Below are 21836 nucleotides of genomic sequence, written 5' to 3'. Positions count from 1 at the left end.
ACCCGCACCGGTGCGCGCGCCCGCCCACGGCGAGCCGCGCCACTGGGACGAGGTGACCCGCCCTGCACCCATGGGCGGCACCGCGTCGCGGTGAAGACCGGGCCATGGTGGAGAGCGGGCCGCGCGGTGCAGGCCGGGCCGCGGCCGGGCCACGGGGTCAGGGGCGGCCCCGGCCGGGGACCAGCGCGGCTCCGGCGAGCGGCACCAGAGCGAGCAGGAGCCAGGGCAGCGGCCCGCCCAGGTCCAGCAGCGCCCCCGCGGGCACACTGCCCAGGAGCACCACCAGCCCCGACAGCGAGGAAAGCGCGCCCGTGAACAGGCCCAGGTGGCGGTCCTCGACCAGGTCGGGGATCCAGGCACGCACCGTGGGCACGATGAGCACCTGGCCCAGGGTCAGCGCGGTGACGAACACCGCGGAGGGCACGAGCGCGCCCAGCGCGCCGACCGGCATCGACGCGGCGGCCCCGGCGAAGCCCAGGCAGATCAGCACCAGCCCCCACACCAGCGTCGCGCGCCGCGTCAGACGCGCGGAGGCCCAACGCAGCATCGGCATCTGCGTGGCGATGTAGAGCAGCGACGCCCAGGCCAGCAGCCAGCCCAGCGCCGTCTGGGAGCCGGTCGCCCGTTCCACCTCCGCTGGCAGGGCCAGGTAGAGCTGGTTGTAGGCCAGCAGGTAGCCGCTGTAGGCCAGGCTCAGCGCCAGGAACCGGCGGTTGCCCAGCAGCAGCCGCAGCCCCTCCCGCAGACGCGGCGCCCCCCGGACGGCCGACGCGGGCGCGCCCGGCGCGGTGCGCGGCATCAGCCGCAGGTGCCCGGCCAGCACGGCGGCGAAGACCCCGGCCCCGGCCAGGCAAGCGGCGCGGAAGCCACCGAGCAGCAGCAGGGCGCCCAACGGCGGGCCGACGAAGGTTCCCGCCTGGCCAGCGACGGAGAACAGGGCGAGCATCCGGGTGCGGGGTTCACCGGTCCTCTGCTCGTGCCGCACGGCCTGGCGCACGATCTCGGTCTCCACGGCCGGGGAGAACAGCGCGGCGGCGAAGCCGATGAGCAGGACTGAAGCGATGACCGACGCGGTGCCCTGCGCGAAGCCGAGCCAGCAGAACCCGGCCACGCGCAGCGCGCAGCCCGCCAGCACCACCGGGCGGGCGCCGAACCGGTCGGTGAGCGTGCCGCCCACCACGAACAGGCCCTGCTGGCTGAAGGTGCGCAGGCCCAGCACGAGGCCGACCAGCCACCCGGCCAGGCCCAGGGCGCCGCCGAGGTGGTCGGCGAGGTAGGGCAGGACCGCGAAGAAGCCGACGTTGAACGCGAACTGCGAGCCGATCAGCAGCAGGGGCAGCGCGGGCAGACCGCACACGTCGCGCAGAGCCGCGGCTCCGCGCGCGGTGGTCCGGGACAGGACGTTCGCGCCCCTGTTCGCGAGCCCGGTCCCGGCGGTGTTCCCGGACCCGCTCGTGTCCCCGCTACCGATGCCGCTGCCGCTCCTGGCCCCGCTGCCGTGCTCGTTCCCGTTCCCGGTTCCGATCCCGGTCCCGTTTCCGCCCTTGTTCTCGTGCCCGCTTCCGGTTCCGGTCCTGTTCCCGAGCCCGCTCCGGTGCCCGCTTCCGGTCCCGGACCCGCTCCCGCTCCGGTGCCCGCTCCCACTCCCGTGCCCGCTCTCGCTACCGCCCCGGTTCCCGCGGGGCGGCCGTGCCGGGCTCACGAGGCGCTCGGCAGCGACCGGTCCCCGGAGGCGCCGGGGAGGGCAGGGACGGCCTCCACCAGTTCGCGGGTGTAGGGGTCGGCGGGGTCGGAGCAGACCCGGTGGGCGGGGCCGGTCTCCACCAGCCGCCCCGCGCGCATGACCGCCGCGCGGTGCGCGACGTGCCCGACGAGCGCCAGGTCGTGGCAGATGAACAGGTAGCCCAGTCCCAGTTCGTCCTGGAGGCCGGTGAGCAGGTTGAGGACTCCGGCTCGCACCGAGGAGTCCAGGGCCGACACCGGTTCGTCCAGGACCAGCAGACGCGGCTCGCAGGCCAGCGCCCGCGCGATCCCCACGCGCTGACACTGCCCGCCGGAGAGCTCGTGCGGCAGCCGGTCGCCGTGCGCGGGGTCCAGACCGACCTTCTCCAGGAGTCCGGCCACCCGGTCGGGGCCGGTCGCGCGGTCCCAGCGGCCGTGGATGCGCAGGGGTTCGGCGACGGCGTCGCGCACGCGCAGGCGCGGGCTGAGCGAACCGTAGGGGTCCTGGAACACCGGCTGGATCGCGGGGCGCAGGGCGCGCAGCTCCCCCTCCGCCATGGCGGTCAGATCCCGGCCCTCGAAGAGCACCGTTCCGCCCTGGGGGCGGCGCAGCCCGATCACGGCCGCGGCGGTGCTGGACTTGCCGCACCCCGACTCCCCGACCAGGGCGAGCGTCTCCCCCGCGCCGATGTCGAAGGAGACGCCGTCGACGGCCGTCACCGGCGCGGCCCGCCGGGTGCGGCCCGGGTAGCGCACCACCAGGTCGCGCACGCTCAGCAGCGGTGGGGTGGTCATGTCGTCCTTCCTCGTGGTGTGTGCGCGGTGTCCGTGAACAGGGAGGACGCCGGGTCGGGCAGGTCCTGCCACCGGTGGCACGAGACCAGCCTGCCCGACTCCCCCGCCGAAACCGGTGAGGGCTCCTCGGCGTGGCACCGATCCTCCGCGAGCGGGCAGCGGGGCGCGAAGGCGCAGCCGCCGGGCAGCGCCTCCGGCGAGGGGGGCGTCCCGGCGATGGCGGGCAGGCGGCGGTCCCCGGTCCCGGGCCGGGGCCGGGGCCGGGGCAGCGCGGCGACCAGGCCGGCGGTGTAGGGGGCGCGCGGCCGGGTCAGGACAGGTTCCACCGGGCCCGACTCGACGTGGCGCCCGGCGTAGACGACCACCACCCGGTCGGCGTGGCCGCCGACGACGCCCAGGTCGTGGGTGACCAGGACGACCGCGGTGCCGGTCCGCTCCCGCAGCCCGCACAGCAGTTCCAGCGTCCGTGCCTGCATCCTGGGGTCGAGGGCGGTCGTGGGCTCGTCGGCGAACACCAGGGCGGGTTCGTTGACCGTGGCCATCGCGATGACCGCCCGCTGGCGCATGCCGCCGGAGAACTCGTGCGGGTAGGCGTGCGCGCGCCGGGCGGCGTCGGGTATGCCGACCCGGTCCAGGGCGGCCACCGCCCGCTCCCACGCCGCGGCCCGGCTCATCCGCCGCACGGAGCGCAGGGCGCGCACGAGCTGGGCGCCCACGGTGTGCACGGGGCTGAGCACGGCGAGCGCGTCCTGGGGCACCAGGGACATCCGACGCCCGCGCAGGGGCCGCAGGACGGCGGGCGGGGCGCCGACCAGCTCCCGTCCGTCCAGGCGGACGCTCCCGGTGACGGAGGCGCCGTGGGGCGCCATGCCCAGGACGGCGCGGGCGGTGACCGACTTCCCCGCGCCGGACTCCCCCACGAGCGCGAGCACCTCGCCGGGGCGCACGTCGAAGGAGAGCCCGCGCACGGCGCGGACCCCGCCCCCTCGCCGTCCGGGCAGGGTGACCCGCAGGTCGCGGACCGACAGCAGGGCCTCGTCGCTCATCTGCGTCCTTCCGGGGAGGGTTCGGCTTTCGGGCCGGAGAGGGGAACCGGGCACCGTGGAGCGGGGCGGCGGAGGCGGCCGCGCGCCCGGGTCGGGTCGCCGCCCGCCGCGCCCGCGCGGTCCTCGGGCGGGAGCCCGCCTTCTTCGCGGGTCACGTCAGGGCTCCCGGGGGCGGTGCGGTCGCGGCTGGCCGGGAACCCCGGCGCCACGGGGGTGTCCACGAGCCCTGGGGAAGCGTGGACGAGGAGACGGCGAACGCGGCCAGCAGGAGGAGCATGGCGGCCGGGGCCAGCGCCGCCAGGGGCGCTCGCTCCACGTAGGCCAGGGACTCCGACAGGCTCAGTCCCCACTCTGCCGAGGGCGGCTGCGAGCCCAGGCCGAGGAAGCCGAGCGAGGCGATGGCCAGCGCGATGCCCGGCAGGCGCAGCACGGCGTGGCGGGCCACCGGCCCCAGGACCGCGGGCAGCACGTGCCGGACCAGGATCCAGCGGGGGTCTGCGCCCAGGGCCCGCTGCGCGGTCAGGTAGGCGGCCGCGCGCGTCTCCTGGACCAGTGCGGAGGTGTGCGCGGCCAGCGGGGGCCAGGAGACCAGGGCCACGGCCACGGCGGCGCCGAGGGGTCCGGGCCCGGCGATGGCGGCCACCAGGATTCCGGCGATCACCGGGGGCAGGGCGTTGGCCATCTCCGAGGCGCCCGCCGACAGCGCGGGAACGAACCCGATCAGCAGGGCCGCGGCCAGGCTGGCCAGGCACACCAGCGCCGCGGTGCCCACGGTGGCCAGGGCGCCGTGCCCGAGCCGGGCCAGGACGTCGCGGCCGACCGCGTCGGTGCCCAGGGGGTGGTCCCAGGAGGGGGCGGCGAGGCGCTGGGCCACCTCGACGGTCATGGCGTCGCGGGTCAGGCCCCACAGGCACACCGCCAGGATCAGCGCCGCGCACACCGCGGGGACCGCGCGGCGCACGGCCCCGGCGGGGGCGGTGGGCGGCGGGGGCAGGGTCAGGGCGGCGTCGTGCAGGCCGGGGCCCAGCAGGAGGCGGCGCGCGGCCTGGGCGGCGATCCCGGCGGAGGTGCCGAGCAGCACCAGGCCGAGCACGGAGCCCTGGAGCAGCGGCAGGTCCTGGGACTGGGCGGCGCCCAGGGCGGTGCGGCCGATCCCGGGGACGGCGAAGACCGTCTCCACCGCGACGGCGCCGCCGGTCAGGCCGACGACGACCATGGCGAACTGGGGGATGAGGGCGGGGGTGGCCCGGCGCAGGGCCGCGGCGGCTACGGAGGCCGGGGAGCAGCCCGAGGCCGTCCACAGTCCCACCCAGCGTTCGGTGAGGACGGCGGGCAGCGCGTCGTCGAGCAGCCGTCCCAGCAGTCCGCCCGCGGGCAGGCCCAGCGCCAGCGCCGGGAGCACGAGGTTCACCGGGCCCTGCCAGCCGTAGGGCGGCAGCCAGCCCAGCCACACCGAGAGCGCGACCATGAGCAGGACGGCGACGAGGAACTCCGGCAGGGCGGTGAGCATCGCGGCGGCGGCCCCGCTGCCCGACCCGCCCGGGCGCAGGGTGCCGCGCGCCCCGCGCACCAGCGTCGGAGCGCACAGTACGGCCGCGACGAGCAGTGCGACGGCGAGCGCGGCGCCCATGACCGTCAGGGACACGCCCATGGCCGAGACGACCGAGGGCAGCACGGGCGCGTCGGAGACCCAGGAGCGGCCGAGGTCGCCCTGGAGGACGCCGCCGAACCAGCGGGCGAGGGTCACCGCGGGGCCGTCGGCCAGGCCGAGGTCCTCGCGGATGGCGTCGAGCACCTCGGGCGTGGGTGCCTGCTCGGCCGAGCGGGCGCGCAGCACCGACAGGGCGGGGTCGCGTCCGGACAGCCAGGGCAGGAGCCCGACGACGACCGTGACCAGGACCAGGGCGGCGACGCGGGAGACCAGGGGCAGGAGCCACCCGGCCCCGCGGGCGCCGGCGCGGTCGGGGGCGGCCGTGCGTCCGGGGGGCTCGGGGTGGCCGGGTGGCGCGGTGCGACCGGGGGCGCCGGTGCGGTCGGGAGCGGCTGCGGCCATCAGTTCAGCCGGGTCCGCGGGGTGACGAGCAGGCGCTCGCGCGGGTCCTTGGCCGAGTCCACGACGTTGGCGGCGTCGCCCTGGATGACGCGTTCGTGCAGCATGGGGATGGCGGCGTCGGTGGCCAGCACGGCCGCCTCGGCCTCCAGGATCGCGGCGCGCCGCTCGTCGCCCGCGGGGGTGCGCTCGGCCTCCTCCAGCGCCGCGTCCACGTCCTCGTCGCACAGCTGGGCGATGTTGAAGGACCCGTCGCAGGAGAAGTCGCTCGTCATGTAGGCGACGGGGTCGCCGGAGTCCAGGACGGTGGCGCGGGAGAGGATGAACGCGTCGAACTCGCCGTTGAGGGCGTCCTCCTCGATGTTGGCGTACTCGCGCACGACCTGTTCGACCTCGAACCCGGCCTCCTCCAGCTGCTGTTCCAGAACGGTGGCGACCTCGGGCAGCTCGGGGCGGTCGGTGAAGGTGGCCAAGGTGATGGCGGCGCCGTCGGGGTCGGCGGCCTCGGCGGCCCCCGGGCGTTCGGGGCGGTCGGCGGCCCAGGGCAGCGCGGGGCCCAGCAGTCCCTCGGCCGCGTCCGCGCGCCCCTCGTAGACACCGTCCACCAGCACCTGCCGGTCGATGGCCTCGCGGGCGGCGGCGCGCAGCCCGGGCTCGGTGAAGGGCCCGTCCTGGGTGTTGAGGTAGAGGGTGTTGGTGCGCGGCATCGGGACCTCGGTGATGAGCTCCTGGTCGAGCAGAGCCGCCTGGGAGGTGGGCACGGCCTCGACGATGTCGGCCTCGCCGGTGCGCAGGGCGGCGGCGCGGGCGGTGCCGTCGGGCACGAAGCTGACGTCGATGCCCGGGGCCAGGGCGGCCTCGCCCCAGTAGCCTTCGTAGCGGTCCAGGCTCGCGGAGGTGGTGCCGTTGACCTCGACCAGTTCGAAGGGGCCCGAGCCGGTGCCGACGGGGCTGACCGTGTCGCCCTCGTAGGCGCTCTCGGCCAGGATCGACAGCTGCGGCGAGGACAGGCGCTGGGGGACGAGCGGGTCGGCCTCGGCCGTGGTGACGGTGACGGTGTCTCCCTCCGCCTCGACCCCGAGTTCGACGCCGTCGAGGATACGCGGCTTGGGCGAGGCCTGCGCGGCGTACTCCAGGGAGTGGGCGGCCACCTCGGCGGTCAGCTCGGTGCCGTCGTGGAACGTGACCCCGTCGCGGATGGTGAAGGTCCAGGTGGTGTCGTCGACCTGGGCCCACTCGGTGGCCAGGCCGGGCTGGGGGTCGCCGACCTCGTCCAGGACGACGAGGGTCTCGGCGGTGCTCCAGCGCGAGAGCTTGAAGGCGTCGTCGGTGAGCGGGGACAGGGCCGACCTGGGCGGCAGCAGCATCGCCACCGCGATGCGCCCCTCCTCGTCGGCGGTGGCGGTGTCGCCGCCGGAGGGGAAGCAGGCGGTCAGCAGGAGGGCGGAGGCGGCGGCCAGGCAGGCGCCGGGAGGGATCTTGCGCAGGTGCACGGCGGTTCTTCCGGGTCGGGGGCGGGGAGGCCGCCGCGGTGCGCGGACGCCTCGGCGGACCAGAGCAGCATATGACAACCGTTTTCATTATTGATCCCCCGCGCCCCGCCCAACAGGGACGAAGCAGGACGCAGGGGCAGCCGGACCGACGCACTGGGGGGCGCGGAAGCCCGGCGTGGAAGGGGATACCCGTTTTGTCCTGAGGGCTCGGCAACCGGGGCCGCGGGCGGGCCGGGTGCCGCGCGGGAGGCCCACGCCACGCACGGGGGTGAGGCCCGCCACTCCCCCGCGCGCCTCCCCGGTTCCGATCCCGGCGGTCGGCGGCTCGGCGCGCCTCCTCCGCCGCCGGACGGTCCGGGCGCCTCGGTGACAGCGAGGACCGCGCCCGCCCGTGCATTCACGCGAGGGCGGAACCACTCGTTTTCCACGCCACCGCGCACCGGTTCCTGGAAATGGCCGGAAACGGATACGCCCCCGCATGATTCCGTAAACCAGTCCACCCCCTGAACAGCGCTTGCAACCCGATCCGGCAACCACGACAAGGGACAGTCACCCCCTGGTGCCGGCCCGGATTTCCGGGCTGATCCCACGGTGTTTCCCGCAAGCCCCCGGCACCGTCGCGCTGAAGACCCATGCCAGAAGAACCCGCCGAGGGAAAAGGCGGAGTCGCACGGGACTTCCTGTCGCGTGGCATCCGGTGCCGGTGGCGACCCGCGCCGGTCGGACGGCCGCTCCGGGTCAGGAGGGTTCGGCGGTCAGCCTCCACCCCCGGGCCCGCTCGCGCGCACGGGCGAACTCGGCGTGGCGCCCTCCCGCGGCGAGGAGTCCGGCCGGGGTTCCGGCCTCCGCGACGCGTCCGGCGTCGAGGAAGACCACCCGGTCCGCGGCGGCCACGGTGGCGGGCCGGTGCGCGATGACGAGCACCGTGCGCTCGCGCGCCAGGGAGACGGCGGTCGCGGTCAGCAGCGCCTCGTTCTCCGCGTCCAAGGCGGCCGAGGCCTCGTCCAGGACGACGACCGGCGCGTCCTTGAGCAGGGCGCGGGCGATGGAGACCCGCTGCTTCTGCCCGCCCGAGAGCGAGGCACCGCCCTCGCCGACGCGGGTGTCCCACCCGTCGGGGAGTCCGGCCACCACCGCGTCCAGGCCGGAGGCGGCGGCCACCCGGTCCAGGTCCTCCCGCGCGGCCCCGGGGTCGGCCAGGAGCACGTTCTCGGCGATGCTCGCGTCGAACAGGTACACGTCCTGGAAGACCATCGCCACGTGCCGGGACAGCTCCTCGCTGCCGACCGAGCGCACGTCCACCCCGCCCAGGCGCACGCTGCCCGCGTCGACGTCGTGGAAGCGGGCCAGCAGCCGGGCCACCGTGGTCTTGCCCGAACCCGAGGGCCCGACCAGGGCGGTGAGCGTCCCGGGCTCGGCCCGGAAGGAGACCCCGTCCAGGACGCGGGGCCCGCCCGGGTCGTAGGAGAAGGACACGTCGTCGAACTCCACGTCCGCGCCCCGGGGCGGCACCGGCGCGTCCGGTTCGGGGAGGGGACGCGCCTCCAGCACGGCGTTGATCCGGTCGAGCACGTTCGTCGCCATCCGCAGGGCGGCCCCCTGGTCGGCCGCGCCGGAGAGGGGGTGGACGAACCTGGCCACGAGCACGAGCAGCGCGACCGCCAGGGGCGCGTCGAGGGTGCCGCCGAGAGTGAGGAACACGGTGGCCACCAGGAGCAGGCCGAAGACCAGCCGCACCGCGAAGGAGTAGCAGAGCAGGGCGGGGACCGCGCGCAGCAGCAGGCGCCGGGCGGCGCCGTGTTCGGCCTCCAGCGCCGCGTCCAGGCGCCGACCGCCCGTGTCCGTGCGGCCGAAGGCCCGCAGCACGGTCTGGGCGCGGGCGTACTCCAGCACCCGGTCGGCGGCCTCGTCGGTGACGGCGTCGCGAGCGGCGTCGTTGCGCCCCACCGCCTCACCGGACAGGGTGAAGACCATCCACAGCAGCGGCAGGCAGGCCGCGGCCGCGAGCGCGATCCGCCAGTCCCACACGAACAGGGCCAGGACCGAGACGACGGGGGTGACCACCGCGTCGGCCAGGGGCGGGTACAGGTGCACGGGCAGGTTGGTGGCCCGGGAGACGCCGTCGGTGGCGAGGCGGTTGAGCTCCCCGACCCGGCCCCCGGTGAACCACCCCAGGGGCAGGCGGACGACGTGGTCGCCGAGCCGGTGGTGCAGGCCCCGCGAGAGCGCGCCGCCGACACGGAAGTTGAGGTGGAGGCTGCCCGCGCGCAGCACCGCGTAGACGGCGGTGGCGGCGAGCAGGACAGCCGCCCAGGGCCAGGCCCGGTCCGGGTCGGGGCCCAGGAGGTGGGACAGCACGGGCACCAGGAGGGCGAACAGCACACCCTGGAGGGCCGAGACGACGGTGGTGAGCGCGAGGCTCGCGCGCATGGGCCCGACCTGCTCGGGGCCCAGGGCCTTGAGGAAGGCGCGGATCACTGGTCTGCTCCCGGTTCTTCGTCTCGTGCGTCCGCGTCATGGGCGTCCCCCTCGGACGCGCCTCCGTTCCGGACGCCCCTGTTGAGCAGGGCCCCGTCACGAACGCCGTCGCTGGCCTGCCCGTCACGGGTGCCCGCACCGGGGCCGCCTCCGTCACCGGCGTCCGCCCCGGACACGCCGCTCTCGCGGGCGGCCCCGCCGGGTGCGTCCGCGTCACCGTCCCGCGGGTGCTGGGCGCGCCACAGGTCGGCGTACCGGCCGCCGCGCGCCAGCAGCTCACCGTGGGTGCCGCGCTCCACCACGCGGCCCTCGTCCATCACCGCGATGAGGTCGGCCCCGGCCACGGTGCCCAGCCGGTGCGCGATCACCAGGACCGTGCGGCCCCGGGCCAGTTCGCTCAGGGCGTCCTGGATATCCGCCTCCGACACCGGGTCCACGGCCGCGGTGGCCTCGTCCAGCACCAGCACGGGGGTGTCGGCGAGCAGGGCCCGGGCGATGGAGACCCGCTGGGCCTCGCCCCCGGACAGGTCGGCGTCCTCGCCCACCACGGAGTCGTAGCCGCGCGGCAGCGCCTCGATCCGTTCGGCGACGCGGGCGGCGCGGGCGGCCGCCTCCACCTCCTCCCGGGCCGCCCCGGGGCGGCCCATGGCGATGTTGTCGGCCACGGTCTCCCGCAGCAGCCGCACGTCCTGGAACACGAAGCCGACCGTGCGGTACAGCTCCTCGGCGGGGATGTCGCGCACGTCCGCCCCGCCCACGGTGACCGCGCCCGCCGTGACGTCGGCGAAGCGCGCGGGCAGGGTGGCCAGGGTGGTCTTGCCCGCGCCGGACGGGCCGACCAGGGCGGTCACGGTGCCCGGCTCAAGGACCAGGTCCACACCGCGCAGGACCTCCCCACCCGCCCCGCTCCCCTCGGCCCCGTCCTGGGCCGGGTAGGCGAAGCGCACCCCGTCGAAGACCACGCGGGCGCCCCGCGGTCCCCCGCCGGAGCCCTCGGGCAGGGGCGGGGTGGCGAGCAGGTCGCGGACCCGCCCGGCGGCGGCCCGCGCCGCCTGGATCTGCTGCACCCGCGAGCCGATCACGTTCACCGGCGCGCACAGCGCCGGGGCCAGCAGGGCGAAGGCCGCCACCGAGACGGGTTCGCTCCAGCCCAGGGCGGTGAAGCCCGCCCCCGCCGCCACGACGGTGACGGTGACCGTGGGCGCCGACAGCGCCAGGAAGGAGGCGACCGTGGCCGGGGTGGTGGCGCGCGACCAGGAGACGAAGAAGTCCGCGAAGGCGTCGGCGGCCCGGGTGAAGCGCTCGTGGGCCCTGCGGTGGCCGCCGAAGTGCTTGACCACCTGGATGCCGTCCGCGAACTCCACGGCCGCGGTGTTGACCGCGCCCATCGCCTCGGCGTACTCGGCCATCTTCTTCATGGACCCGGCCATGGCCCGCGCGAACAGCAGCACGCCCGCGGCCACGGGCAGCACCGCGACCAGGGTCAGGCGCCAGTCAACGGAGGCGAGGTAGGCCAGGGCGACCACGGGAACCGCCACGACGGCGGCCAGGTCGGGCAGGGTGTGGGCGACCAGGGAGTGGACGTCCTCGATGTCGTCATGCAGGGCCTTCTTGACCCGGCCCGAGCCGCGGCCGGAGAACCAGCCCAGCGGGACCCGTCCCAGGTGGCGGGCCAGGGCCCGCCGCACGGACAGCTGCATGTCGTTGTCGGCCAGGTGCCCGACCAGGGTGGAGGCGGTGCCCGCGGCCAGGGCGGCGACCGCTCCGGCCAGCGCGACCGCGACCAGCGTCCACACCGGGGCGGCGTCGGTCGGCCCGTCGACCAGCAGCGCCGCCGCGGCCTCGGCCAGGCAGATCAGGGGGACGAGGCCGAGCGCGCCGGCCAGGCCCTGGAGGACCACGGCCGCGCGGACGCGCCCCCTGACCGGCTCCAGGAGGACGTCGAGCGGGGAGGGCGCGCGCCCGGTCCCCGTCTCCGGCGCGGCCTGCGCGCGCGGGGAGGTGTCCTGTGCGGTGCTCAACGGACCAGCGCCCCGGTCTCCGGAGCGGCCTCGCGGCCGGTCCCGGGCGGGCGCCGCACGGACAGGCCGGGCTCCTCGGCGAGGCGCGGGACGCCGAAGGCCTCCCGGTCGTACTCGTCGACGACGGCGTCGTGCGCGGGGTCCGGGCCGTGCGCGGTGTCCGGGCCGTTCGGCGCCGCACGTGGAACGGGTGTGCTGGTGACCCTGTACCGGTGGCCGACGGGGGCGAAGGACCCGGTCCCCGGTGAGTGGTCGTCGATGGCGGAAATGGTGTCCTCCGGGTTCTGCGGCGTGGTCGGGGGGTGTTGGGCCGGGGGCCGGGGAGCACCCCCGCCGCCGGGGCGATCGCGTGGTCCCGTGCGGCGGGGGTGCGGCTCAGGCGGTCGTGCGCGGGCCCGGCGGCCCGTGGTCGGCGGACCGGCCCCGCCCGGAGCCCGTCGCCCGCACCGGCCCCGCCCGTCGGAACGGTGCGGACGCCCGGGCGCGGGGCCGAGAGCACGTGCCCGGAGGGCACAGGCCCGGAGAGCGCTGCCTAGGTGCAGCCCGGACACACGCCCGACAGCTCGAAGGAGTAGTCCAGGGAGTGGTAACCGCTGTCCTCGCGGATGCGTTCGACGACACTCCCCAACTCGTCCGCCTGCGCGATGTCCTCCACCCGCCCGCAGACCCGGCACAGCAGATGGTGGTGCCGGGAGGAGGTCCTGCACAGCCGGTAGAGGCGCTCCCCCTCGGGCGAGTGGAGGGTGTCGAGGACGCCCTCCTCCGCCAGACGGTGGAGCGTGCGGTAGACGGTGGACAGGCTGGGCGGCCTGCGGGCGCGGGAGCCTCCTCCGGAGAGGGCGAGGTGGATCTCCTGGCAGCTGCGGAAACGCGTGCTCCGCCCCAGGGCCTTGAGGACGACGTCGTCGTACTGGGACACCCGGGGCATCTCAGGCCGCCGTCCGGTCGGTCCTCACGGTGAACGGCGTGCCCGCCGCCCCCGGCGCGCGGCGCCGTCGCCTGCCTCCAGACACGTCACGGGCCTCCGGTCATGTGACACAGACTGCATGGAAATGATTTTCATAACCGTACCACGGTCGCCCCAGTATCACCTCAAAAACTCCCGAACCGCACCGGAATCCGCTCCCCCGAGGTCTACGAGCGAGCGGCGGCCGTCCCAGGAGGACCCGAACGTCGGCGCACGGCCCTACGCTCGGTCCCGCACACTCCCCTTCCCCACCGCGGAGGCAGGACCATGGGCGTCTCGCTCCACTACAGCGCCACGCGCGCCACCCCCCTGGACGCGCACGAGCACGCCCTGGCCGCCGAGGCGCTCGCCGAGGGCGAGCGGGCGCTCATGGAGGAGGCCGCCGCGCTGCTGCCCCGGTGGCACGCCGCGGGCGAGGTGCCCGAGTCGCACCGGCGGCCGGAGGAGGTGTTCGAGGGGCTCTTCCTGTACGGCGGCCGCCACCTGTCGGAGGGCGAGGTGCTGGCGGGCTCCAGCAAGCTGCCGCACCACTCCTGCGGCGTCGAACCGCTCCTGTGCCAGCTGCGGCACTACCTGGGGGCGCTCACCCGGCTGCGCGGGGCCCTGCCGAACGCGCGCTGGAGCGTGCGGGTCGAGGACGCCGAGGTTCCCTGGACCGAGGAGGGCGGGTACTCCCTGGGCGGCGCGTCCGCCTGAGGCCGCCGAGCCCCGGCGCGCGGCACCGGCGCCGCGGCCCGAACGGAACGGGCCCGGGTCACCCCTCGGCGGTGGAGCCCCCGGGAACCGGGCCGTCAGGGGCCGCGCCCCCGGAAACCCGCCCCTCCCGCGCCGGGTCCGGCCCGGCGGACCGCAGGCCGACGAGGCCGAGGAAGTGTGCCATGTGGTCGGCCATGTCGACGCCGGAGTCGTAGGACCACTGCACCTGGAGGCCGTCCATGAGGGCCAGGCCCAGGGCCGCCAGGCGGTCGGCGTCGTGCTCGGCCGGAAGCTTCCCCTCCCCCTGTAGGCGCCGGATCTCCGCCGCGATGGCCTCGCGTCCCGTGGCGTAGCGTTCCCGGAAGAAGCCGTGGGCGGGGTGCCCCTCCTCAACGGCCTCCGTGGACAGGCGCGAGTACAGCTGCACGAGGCCGGGCACCTCGGCGTTGTGCCGGACCACCCGGACCAGTGACTCTCCGATGTCGGGGCGCTCGTCGGCGGCCTCACGACGCTCGCCGACGGCCCCGGGAGGCCCGCCATCGGCGCGGGAGTCCCGGCCGAAGGCGCCGGAGCGCTGCCGCGCGCCCTCCCCGTAGACCAGCACGTCGAGTTCGTCGCGGTGGCGCAGCACCTCGACGAAGAGCCGTTCCTTGCTCCCGAAGTGGTGCAGCAGGCCGTTCTGGCTGAGTCCGACCGCGTCGGCGATCTCGCGCACCGTCGCGCGGCTGTACCCGTCGCGTCCGATGACGGCGAGCGCCGCGTCGAGGATCTCCCCGCGCTTGGCCACGCCCTTCGCGTAGGAGCCTCGTCGTGCCATGGCGCGACTGTAGCACTTGCCGCGCGAAAACCGCATGACGTACTGTTTTCGCACGGACGCGCCACCGAACCGCGTTTCCCCGGACAGGAGCGAGCACCCATGACCCACGACCCGAATCCCGACCTCAGCGGGCTCACACCGGCGGAGAAGGCCTCACTGAGCAGCGGCGCCGACTTCTGGACGACCAAGGCCGTGGGGGACGTCCCCTCGCTCGTGCTCACCGACGGGCCGCACGGCGTGCGCCGACAGGCCGGTGCCACCGACCACCTGGGCCTGTCCGAAAGCCTGCCCGCGACCTGCTTCCCGCCCGCCGTCGGCCTGTCCCAGAGCTGGGACCCCGACCTGGTCGCACGGGTGGGTACGGCCCTGGGCGCCGAGGCCGGGGCGCTGGGCGTGGACGTGCTCCTGGGCCCGGGGATCAACATCAAGCGCGACCCGCGCGGCGGACGCAACTTCGAGTACTTCTCCGAGGACCCCGTCCTCACCGGCGTCCTGGGCGGCGCCTGGGTGAGCGGCCTCCAGAGCACCGGAGTGGGCGCCTCGCTCAAGCACTTCGCCGCCAACAACGCCGAGCACGACCGGATGCGCTCCAGCTCCGACGTCGACCCGCGCACCCTGCGCGAGATCTACCTGCGCGCCTTCCAGAAGGTCGTGCGCACGTCCGCCCCGTGGACCGTGATGTGCTCCTACAACCGCATCAACGGCGTCTACGCCTCGGAGGACCACTGGCTGCTCACCACGGTGCTGCGCCAGGAGTGGGGCTTCGACGGCGTGGTCGTGAGCGACTGGGGCGCGGTGCAGGACCGGCCCGCCGCGGTCGCCGCCGGACTGGACCTGGAGATGCCCGGCGACGGCGGCGCGAGCGACGCGCGGCTCCTCGCGGCCGTGGAGGACGGGGCCTGCTCGGCGCAGGACGTGGACACGGCCGCCTCCCGCGTGGCCGCGCTGGCCGCCAGGGCGCGCGGCTCCCGCCGGGACCGCGCGGCGGATCCCGAACGCGCCCCGGAGGTCGGCGCGCGGGAGGTCGAGGACCACCACGCCCTCGCCCGCGAGGTGGCCGCGCGGTGCGTCGTCCTGCTCAAGAACGACGGCGCGCTCCTGCCGCTCGCGCCGGGCGGGTCGGTCGCGGTGATCGGCGGCTTCGCCCGGAACCCGCGCTACCAGGGCGGCGGCAGCTCCCACGTGAACCCCACGCGCGTGGACGTCCCGCTGGAGGAGATCCGCGCCCTGGCCGGTTCCGGCGCGGTCACCTTCGCCGCCGGGTACGCCGCCGACGCGCCGGGAGCCGCGGAGCCGGGCGACGCCGCGGAGCTGCGCGAGGATGCGGTGCGCGCCGCGACCGACGCGGACACCGCCGTGGTCTTCCTGGGCCTGGCCGAGCACCAGGAGTCCGAGGGCTTCGACCGCGAGCACATCGAACTCCCCGCCGAACAGCTCGACCTGCTCGCGGCCGTCGTGCGGGCACAGCCCCGCACGGTCGTGGTGCTCTCCCACGGCGGCGTGCTGCGGCTCGCCCCGGTCGCCGACCTGGCCCCCGCGGTCCTGGACGGGGCCCTCCTGGGCCAGGCGGGCGGCGGCGCGGTCGCCGACGTGCTGTTCGGCCGGGTCAACCCGTCCGGGCGGCTGGGCGAGACGGTGCCGGTCCGGTTGCAGGACACCCCCGCCTACCTCAACTTCCCCGGGGAGAACTCCGCCGTGCTCTACGGCGAGGGCCTGTACGTGGGCTACCGCTGGTACGACGCCCGCGACATGGAGGTGGCCTTCCCCTTCGGGCACGGCCTGTCGTACACGAGCTTCGCCTACTCCGACCTCGAACTGGAGCAGGACGGCGCCGGGATCACCGCGCACCTGACCGTGACCAACACCGGGGACCGGGCCGGACGCGAGGTCGTGCAGTTCTACGTCGCCAAGCCCGACTCGGCCGTGTCGCGGGCGCCGCGTGAGCTGAAGGGCTTCACGGGCGTGACCCTGGAGCCCGGCGGCAGCGAGCGCGTCAGCGTCCTGCTGTCGCGCGAGGACCTGGCGTACTGGGAGGTGCGGGCCGACCGCTGGATGGTCGAGGGCGGCGAGTACGTGGTGTCGGCGGGCGCTTCGAGCCGCGACCTGCGGGCCGCGGCGGCGGTCGCCGTCGAGGGCGACGCGCTGCGCCTGCCGGTGACGCTCGACTCCACGCTGGGCGAGGTCATGGCCGACCCCGGGGCGGCTGCCCTCCTCGCCCGGGCCTTCACACCTCCGGCGGCGGCCGAGGGCTCCGACAACGCCATGGGGATGGACATGGCGCGGATGATGGCCTCGATCCCGATCCGCCGCCTGGCGAGCTTCGGCCCGACGGGGCTGGACGAGCTCGAAGCGCTCGTGGCGAGGATCAACGCCGAGGACTGAGCGGACCGCCCGGCCGGGCAATCCCTTCCCGCCGCCCGGGCGGTCCTTTCTCCGCCCTGCCCCGCCCCCGCCCGCGCCGGGCCCTGTACCGGCGGGGCAGCGGCGGGGATACTGGGGCGATGTTCGAGGGCTTCACCTCCCAGCACGTCCCGCTCGGCGACGCGACCGTCTTCGTGCGCCACGGCGGCCGGGGCCCGGCCGTGCCATCCCTTGGCCAGGATCGCCCGGTTCAACCCCGCCTTCTGACGCACGTTGACACCCGGCGCGTGGGTGGTGCCTTGGGCCGAGGCGGTCATGTTCTTGGTCTTGAGCTTCTCCAGCACCACGACCGCGTTCTTGGCACACACCACGTGCGCGGTCCGGGCGGCGAAATCGGCGCGCCGAGCCCGCACCCGCCCGGTCAACGCGGACAGGGCGGCCCTGGTTCTGGCCCGGTTGTTCGACCCCCGGCGTTGGCGGCACAGGCGGCGGCGCAGGCGGCGTTCGCGCTCGGCCTCCTTCGGGGACTGGAACACCTGGTCGAGCAGGTCGCCGTCGGAGGTGGCCACCGCCACCGCCACACCCCGGTCGATGCCCACCGTGCTGCCGGGGCGCTCATGCGCCTCGGGGGTGGTGTGGCCGTCCTCGCACAGCAGCGACATATACCAGTGGGCCCCGTCCCGCGAGATGGTCGCGGAGCGGACCGTGCCCCGGGGCGCGCGTGACCAGCGGAAGCGCGCCCATCCCAGCTTGGGCAGCTTGATGCGCCCCCATTTGCGGCTCAGGCGTTGAATGCTCATCCGTGTGCCGTCGGGGAAGCGGAAGGAGGGCTTCCACCGGTCCTTGGCACGCCACCGCACCTTGAACGTGCCGTGCTCCCGGCAGGCCCGGTCCAGGTCGCGCAGGGTCTGCTGGAGGATGTGGGAGGGGGCGGCCTTCAGCCAGGTCTCCTCGGTCTTGGAGGTGGTAGCCGCAGTAGGGCAGGCGTTGGCCGCGCTGCCAACGGGACACGGCCTCGCGGCGCTGGTGCAGGCCGGTGTTCCACACCGCCCGACAGATATCGCCATAGACCTGACACGACTCGGCCTGCTCGTCAGTGAGCGCGAGCCGGTACCGGAATCCCGTCAGCATGATGAGAAAACACCTCCCCTCGAACCAGCACACACCGTAGTCGGGCCCTACGACATTGTGGTGAGGGCGGCGGGCGGTGCGCGACCCCGGGTGAGCCTTCGCCGCCCGCGGTCTCCGCTCCCCGGGATCGGCTCGGGTGGAGGGCCCCGGCGCCCCCGGAATCCGCGTGATTCGCGACGGACGGTAGGAACCCGGCCCGGGGCCGTGTCGTTGCACCTCCGTAGCACTCCTCCGAGTTTTTCGACGAAAACGCTGGGAATGCGTTCGGGAAGTAGCCGATGACTGGGTAGAGGGCTGGAGATGTGCCGAAGCAGACAGCCGGAGGTTGAGATGACGCAGGGTATCGGCGACCCCGGACCAATCGTGCGTGCGCTGACCGCTCTGGGACTCCCTCCCGTGTTCGATCCCATGCACCGCAGCGGCGGCGCGCACGAGGAGGACGTGCCCGCGCTCGCACAGAGCCTGATCGCCGCGGCGGAGATCCAGGCCGGTCCGGATACGGTGCGCCCCGCCGAGGGAGCGCCGAACGCGTGGGCCCACGCGGTACAGGACCGGGAGGTGGGTCAGGCCCTGCTGTACCGCAGGATGGAGCGGACCGTCAGCGACTGGCAGTGGGCGACCGACCCGGCCCCCTCACGGCCGGGTGCGGCGGCCGAGGCGGCGATGTGCGCGGCGCACGCGCTCATCGCGGTGCACTCGGCTCCGGACGGACACCACGTCCAGGCCGCGCTGGACGAGGCGGAGGACGCCCTGTTGGCCGCCGTGGTGCTGGTGCGCGGCTCCCGCTCCGCCGCCGCGTGAGGCGGGTGTCCCCCTCGTGCCAGGAGTCCGTACCGCCTCGGGGGTACGGGCTCCTGGCATGTGCGGGGCCTAGCGGTCCAGGAAGTCGACCGTCACCTCGGCGAGGCGGCGGTGGGCCTCGGCCTCGCCGATGTCGGCGGGCAGGTCCCCCGGCTGGTCCCCGTAGGCGCCGAACTGGGCGTGGTTCATCCCCTGGACCTGGTGCGTGTGCGCGTCGGGCGGCAGGTTCGGGCGGTTCTCCTCGACCGTCGCCGGATCGGACAGGCCGTCACGGCTGCCCGAGACCGAGATGACGGCGAGGTCCTCGCGCCCGGCCAGGCCCGCGCCCTCCGCGGCGTAGGAGCCCCACAGGACCAGTCCGACGACCGTGTCGTCCGTGCGTCCGCCGAGGTGGGAGGCGGCCATCGCGCCGCCCAGCGAGTGCCCGCCCACGTACCACGCGTCGACTCCGTCGCCGTGGTCGGCGATGGCGCGGTCGGCCCGGTCGGTGTCGAACACCGCGAAGTTCAGCGGCATCCTCGGGATGACCACACGCACGGCGGTGTCGGCGGCGATCAGCGCCCAGGGCGCGGCGTAGGCCTCGGGTGCGACGCGCGCGCCCGGGTAGAAGACGACTCCGGCCTCGGGCGGGGCGTGGGTGGAGCTGACGACCACGGCGTCGTCGGTCACGTCCACCTCGACGCCGGGGGCGGCGACGGCCTCGCGCAGCGCCCGCGGTTCCGCCTGGTAGGGGTTGAGCGCCCAGACGGCGAAGCCGCCGACCGCGAGGACGAGCAGGAGCGTCAGGGCGAGCGCGGCGATCCCCAGCGCCTTCGCGGCGCGGCCGCGTTCCCGGTTCTTTTTCTTCACGCTTTCCAAGATACTTGTTTAGTGAGGCAAGGGCGGAGGTAGCGGTACAGGCACACGGTCGCGGACCGGGCGCCCGCACCGACCAGAAGCCGACCGCCGCCCCCGGGAGAAGCCATGACCGCCGCAGCCGCCTCGCACACCCCCTCCACCCGCGCGTCCCTGCTGGGCCTGGTCGGGTTCGCCGCCGCCGTCACCGCCGCCGCTCTCGTCGGGGTGCTCTCCAGCACCGGCACCGCCGCGGAGTACGCCGCCCTGCGCCAGCCCTCGTGGGCCCCGCCCTCCTGGGTGTTCGGCCCGGTGTGGACCACGCTGTACGCCATGATCGCCGTGTCGGGCTGGCTGGTCTGGCGCCGCCACGGCTGGCGCGGCGCCCGCACCGAACTGACGCTCTACTTCGTCCAGCTCGCGCTGAACGCGGCGTGGACGCCGCTGTTCTTCGCCGCCGGTCTGCGCGGGGCGGCCCTGGTCGACATCTGCCTGCTGGTGGCGGCGCTGACGGCGACCATCGTGCTGTTCGCCCGCCGGTCCCGGTGGGCGGCGGCCCTGCTGGTGCCCTACTGGGCCTGGACGGTGTTCGCGACCGCGCTCAACCTCTCCGTCTGGTGGCTCAACACGGGCGGCTGAGGGCCTATACGCCGCGGACGCCCGCCATGGAGGGTTTCGGTCGGGGAAGAAGACCCTTTGTGGCCCTGGGCAGATCGCCCGATTCGGGACCCGGCCCCGCCCCGGCTTCCAGAGGGTGTTCCCGCAGTTCACACACTCCTTTCGCCACGTTCACCCGGATTCGTCGCGCACCGCCGGAGCGACACGGGACACACGAAAATCGCTGTCCTGATTTTTATCGTTCCGTTATGGGGAATGACCTGGAGACCAGACGGAGAGTGCTGCCGTCACACAGGAGGAGTACCGAGAAAGAAAGAGGAAGCATGCGGATCATCCAGCCGAGCATGAAGCGCATCAAGCTGATCGTGCCCGACACCGTCGATTTCGTCGGCATCCGCGACCTCGACGGGACCTTCACCAAGGTGGCCTCCCCACAGAAGAGCTACCGGTTCAAGCGTGAGGACGCCTCCTTCGACTTCGCCTCCACCGGAAAGACCGTGGAGGAGGACGGAGACAAGGCCGAGGTCTTCACGGCGGTGAGCGTGAAGTAACGGCGTCCCCACACGCCTCCCTCGGAACAACCCCCCAGACAGCGTCGGAGTACGAGCGCCAGAGCACGGAGGTTGCCATGTGCGGCCCGGAACCCCTCCCGGGCCGCACGTGCTCTGTGTACGGCCGGTCCGTGCGCTAACGCCCCGAGAACAGCACCAGGGCCTGGGCCGCCTCGGCCGGGACGGTCAGGTCCAGGCCGGTGGTCTCGCGGAAGGCCTGGAGCCGGTTGACCACCGTGTTGCGGTGGCAGTACAGGGCCTCGGCGGTGGCCTTGACCGACCCGGTCGCGGCGTAGTGGGCCAGCGTCTCCAGCAGCCGCGCCCGGCTGTCCCCGTCCAGCCGCTCGAAGCGCTCCACCCGGTCGCGTCCGAAACCGGGGATGAGGCCGCGCAGCTGGTCGTGGGCGATGGCGGACCAGACGTCCTCCTCGCGCACGAACCCGCCGCCGGTCGCGGCGTAGCCGGACAGGACGCGGGCCGCCTCGACGGAGGCCGGGACCGCCGCCAGCCCCCGCACCCGCGCGACCAGCCCCCCTGAGGCCCCCGAGGGCAAGTCCGGCCACGGCGTCCGTGCGGTCTCGCGCACCAGGGCGACGCCGTCGTCGAACTCCCACGCCAGCCCACCGCCGCGTTCGCGGACCCGGGCCGCGGGCCGCTGCTCCCGCTCCGGGGACGGCACGACGAAGGCCACGTCGAAGGCCCCGTGCTCGGGGAGTCCCAGGGTGCCCGCCACCTCGGAGGCCACGGCGGCGGCCCGGCTCCCGGAGTTGAGCAGCCGGGAGAACGCCTGGGCCGCCGCCGCCCGGGAGTCGCGTTCCAGCGCTGCCCGCTCCTCCAGGAAGGCGGCCTGCACGTCGCTGATGTACTGCTCGACCGTGGTCAGGATCTCCTCGGCGTGCAGCACGAGGATCTGCGAGGACCCGGGCCCGCCCGCGCGCACCAGACCCGCCCAGAGAACGCGGAAGTCGAGCCGGACCGCCTCCAGCAGGTGCTCGCGCGCCACACCCTGGCGTGCCCGGCGCACGCCCAGGCGGGTGGAGAGGTCGCGCAGGTGGTCGGGCAGGGGCACTCCGGCGATCCGCCGGGTGAGCATGTCGAAGGTCTCCGTGGCGCTCTGGCGCAGGTCGGAGTCGGGGACCATGCCGTCGGTGTAGTTGCCCAGGGCCGCCAGGCGCTGGAGGAAGTCCTCGACGAGGTTCTCCCGGTCCTCGGCGAGCAGTTCGACCATGCCCGCCCAGGAGCGGGGCTCGCCGGCGGGCGGGGCCTGCTCCGCGGGGTCCGTCACGGCCGCCTCCCTTCGTGCGTCTCGACTGCTTCCGGCGTCCGGTGAGCGGGGCTCGGCGTGCGGCGTCCAGCGTCGGCGTTCGGCGCCCGGTATCCGGCATCCGTGCTCAGCGTCCGGCACCGAGTCTATGTGCACATGCACAGCACCCCCGGGGAATCTTGTGTGGATGA

At 75.0% G+C, this 21836-nt stretch carries 16 protein-coding genes and 2 pseudogenes; 5 read left to right on the top strand and 13 right to left on the bottom strand.

From position 1 onward, the window contains the following. Window positions 1-157: 157 nt before the first annotated feature. The 8 genes from AC0VX6_RS09160 to AC0VX6_RS09125 all read right to left on the bottom strand — a co-directional run bounded on the left by AC0VX6_RS09160 (window position 158) and on the right by AC0VX6_RS09125 (window position 12533). Window positions 158-1357 (bottom strand): MFS transporter, encoded by a 1200-nt coding sequence (locus AC0VX6_RS09160; protein ID WP_475468107.1) that lies wholly within the window; start codon window positions 1355-1357, stop codon window positions 158-160. Between the two features lie 341 nt (window positions 1358-1698). Beyond that, a complete protein-coding gene (locus tag AC0VX6_RS09155) occupies window positions 1699-2517 on the bottom strand; it encodes an ATP-binding cassette domain-containing protein (RefSeq protein WP_274977053.1) in 819 nt (272 codons plus the stop codon). Further along, on the bottom strand, window positions 2514-3563 hold the full coding sequence (locus AC0VX6_RS09150; protein ID WP_475468105.1) for an ABC transporter ATP-binding protein: 1050 nt from the start codon (window positions 3561-3563) through the stop codon (window positions 2514-2516). The genes AC0VX6_RS09155 and AC0VX6_RS09150 overlap by 4 nt, the downstream gene beginning before the upstream one ends. A 151-nt stretch (window positions 3564-3714) precedes the next feature. Beyond that, entirely contained in the window at window positions 3715-5616 is a 1902-nt protein-coding gene (locus tag AC0VX6_RS09145) for an ABC transporter permease subunit (protein ID WP_274977051.1), read from the bottom strand. After that, window positions 5616-7106, bottom strand: coding sequence for an ABC transporter substrate-binding protein (locus tag AC0VX6_RS09140; RefSeq protein WP_475468104.1), 1491 nt, complete (start codon window positions 7104-7106; stop codon window positions 5616-5618). Before AC0VX6_RS09140 ends, AC0VX6_RS09145 begins: the two co-directional genes overlap by 1 nt. Window positions 7107-7844: 738 nt before the next feature. Further along, window positions 7845-9584: an ABC transporter ATP-binding protein gene (locus AC0VX6_RS09135; RefSeq protein WP_475468102.1), complete on the bottom strand. Its 1740-nt coding sequence runs from the start codon at window positions 9582-9584 to the stop codon at window positions 7845-7847. Beyond that, a complete protein-coding gene (locus tag AC0VX6_RS09130) occupies window positions 9581-11605 on the bottom strand; it encodes an ABC transporter ATP-binding protein (protein WP_475468100.1) in 2025 nt (674 codons plus the stop codon). The genes AC0VX6_RS09135 and AC0VX6_RS09130 overlap by 4 nt, the downstream gene beginning before the upstream one ends. Before the next feature lie 532 nt (window positions 11606-12137). Next, complete coding sequence (locus AC0VX6_RS09125) at window positions 12138-12533, bottom strand: Fur family transcriptional regulator (RefSeq protein ID WP_274977047.1); 396 nt, start codon at window positions 12531-12533, stop codon at window positions 12138-12140. A 306-nt stretch (window positions 12534-12839) separates the two neighbouring features. On the opposite strand from AC0VX6_RS09125, the gene AC0VX6_RS09120 reads away from it, so the two are divergent. Continuing rightward, window positions 12840-13268, top strand: coding sequence for a hypothetical protein (locus AC0VX6_RS09120; RefSeq protein WP_475468098.1), 429 nt, complete (start codon window positions 12840-12842; stop codon window positions 13266-13268). A gap of 58 nt (window positions 13269-13326) precedes the next feature. On the opposite strand, the gene AC0VX6_RS09115 is transcribed toward AC0VX6_RS09120, so the two are convergent. After that, on the bottom strand, window positions 13327-14085 hold the full coding sequence (locus tag AC0VX6_RS09115; RefSeq protein ID WP_475468097.1) for a TetR/AcrR family transcriptional regulator: 759 nt from the start codon (window positions 14083-14085) through the stop codon (window positions 13327-13329). A 99-nt stretch (window positions 14086-14184) separates the two neighbouring features. Between AC0VX6_RS09115 and AC0VX6_RS09110 the strand changes: the two genes are divergently transcribed. Continuing rightward, window positions 14185-16467, top strand: coding sequence for a glycoside hydrolase family 3 C-terminal domain-containing protein (locus AC0VX6_RS09110; protein ID WP_475468095.1), 2283 nt, complete (start codon window positions 14185-14187; stop codon window positions 16465-16467). Window positions 16468-16727: 260 nt separating this feature from the next. On the opposite strand, the pseudogene AC0VX6_RS09105 reads toward AC0VX6_RS09110, so the two are convergent. Both AC0VX6_RS09105 and AC0VX6_RS09100 read right to left on the bottom strand, forming a co-directional pair. Next, window positions 16728-17513, bottom strand: a pseudogene (locus tag AC0VX6_RS09105) (RNA-guided endonuclease InsQ/TnpB family protein); the annotation flags it as partial. Continuing rightward, a pseudogene (locus AC0VX6_RS09100) lies at window positions 17512-17577 on the bottom strand (helix-turn-helix domain-containing protein); the annotation flags it as partial. The pseudogenes AC0VX6_RS09105 and AC0VX6_RS09100, both read right to left, overlap by 2 nt. Before the next feature lie 330 nt (window positions 17578-17907). Between AC0VX6_RS09100 and AC0VX6_RS09095 the strand changes: the two are divergent. Beyond that, window positions 17908-18378 (top strand): hypothetical protein, encoded by a 471-nt coding sequence (locus AC0VX6_RS09095; protein ID WP_475468093.1) that lies wholly within the window; start codon window positions 17908-17910, stop codon window positions 18376-18378. 69 nt (window positions 18379-18447) lie between these two features. On the opposite strand, the gene AC0VX6_RS09090 is transcribed toward AC0VX6_RS09095, so the two are convergent. Further along, window positions 18448-19227, bottom strand: a complete 780-nt coding sequence (locus AC0VX6_RS09090) for an alpha/beta hydrolase (RefSeq protein ID WP_475468092.1) — start codon at window positions 19225-19227, stop codon at window positions 18448-18450. Window positions 19228-19341: 114 nt separating this feature from the next. Between AC0VX6_RS09090 and AC0VX6_RS09085 the strand changes: the two genes are divergently transcribed. After that, window positions 19342-19851 (top strand): TspO/MBR family protein, encoded by a 510-nt coding sequence (locus AC0VX6_RS09085; protein WP_274977040.1) that lies wholly within the window; start codon window positions 19342-19344, stop codon window positions 19849-19851. Window positions 19852-20153: 302 nt separating this feature from the next. Next, complete coding sequence (locus AC0VX6_RS09080; RefSeq protein WP_047870654.1) at window positions 20154-20381, top strand: hypothetical protein; 228 nt, start codon at window positions 20154-20156, stop codon at window positions 20379-20381. 136 nt (window positions 20382-20517) lie between these two features. On the opposite strand, the gene AC0VX6_RS09075 is transcribed toward AC0VX6_RS09080, so the two are convergent. After that, a complete protein-coding gene (locus tag AC0VX6_RS09075; protein WP_475468091.1) occupies window positions 20518-21666 on the bottom strand; it encodes a helix-turn-helix domain-containing protein in 1149 nt (382 codons plus the stop codon). Window positions 21667-21836 lie beyond the last annotated feature (170 nt).

The sequence above is a fragment of the Nocardiopsis sp. iso_25 genome (assembly GCF_056173305.1).
Note: the sequence above shows the minus strand (reverse complement) of the source record. Positions and strands in the feature narration are given on the sequence as shown.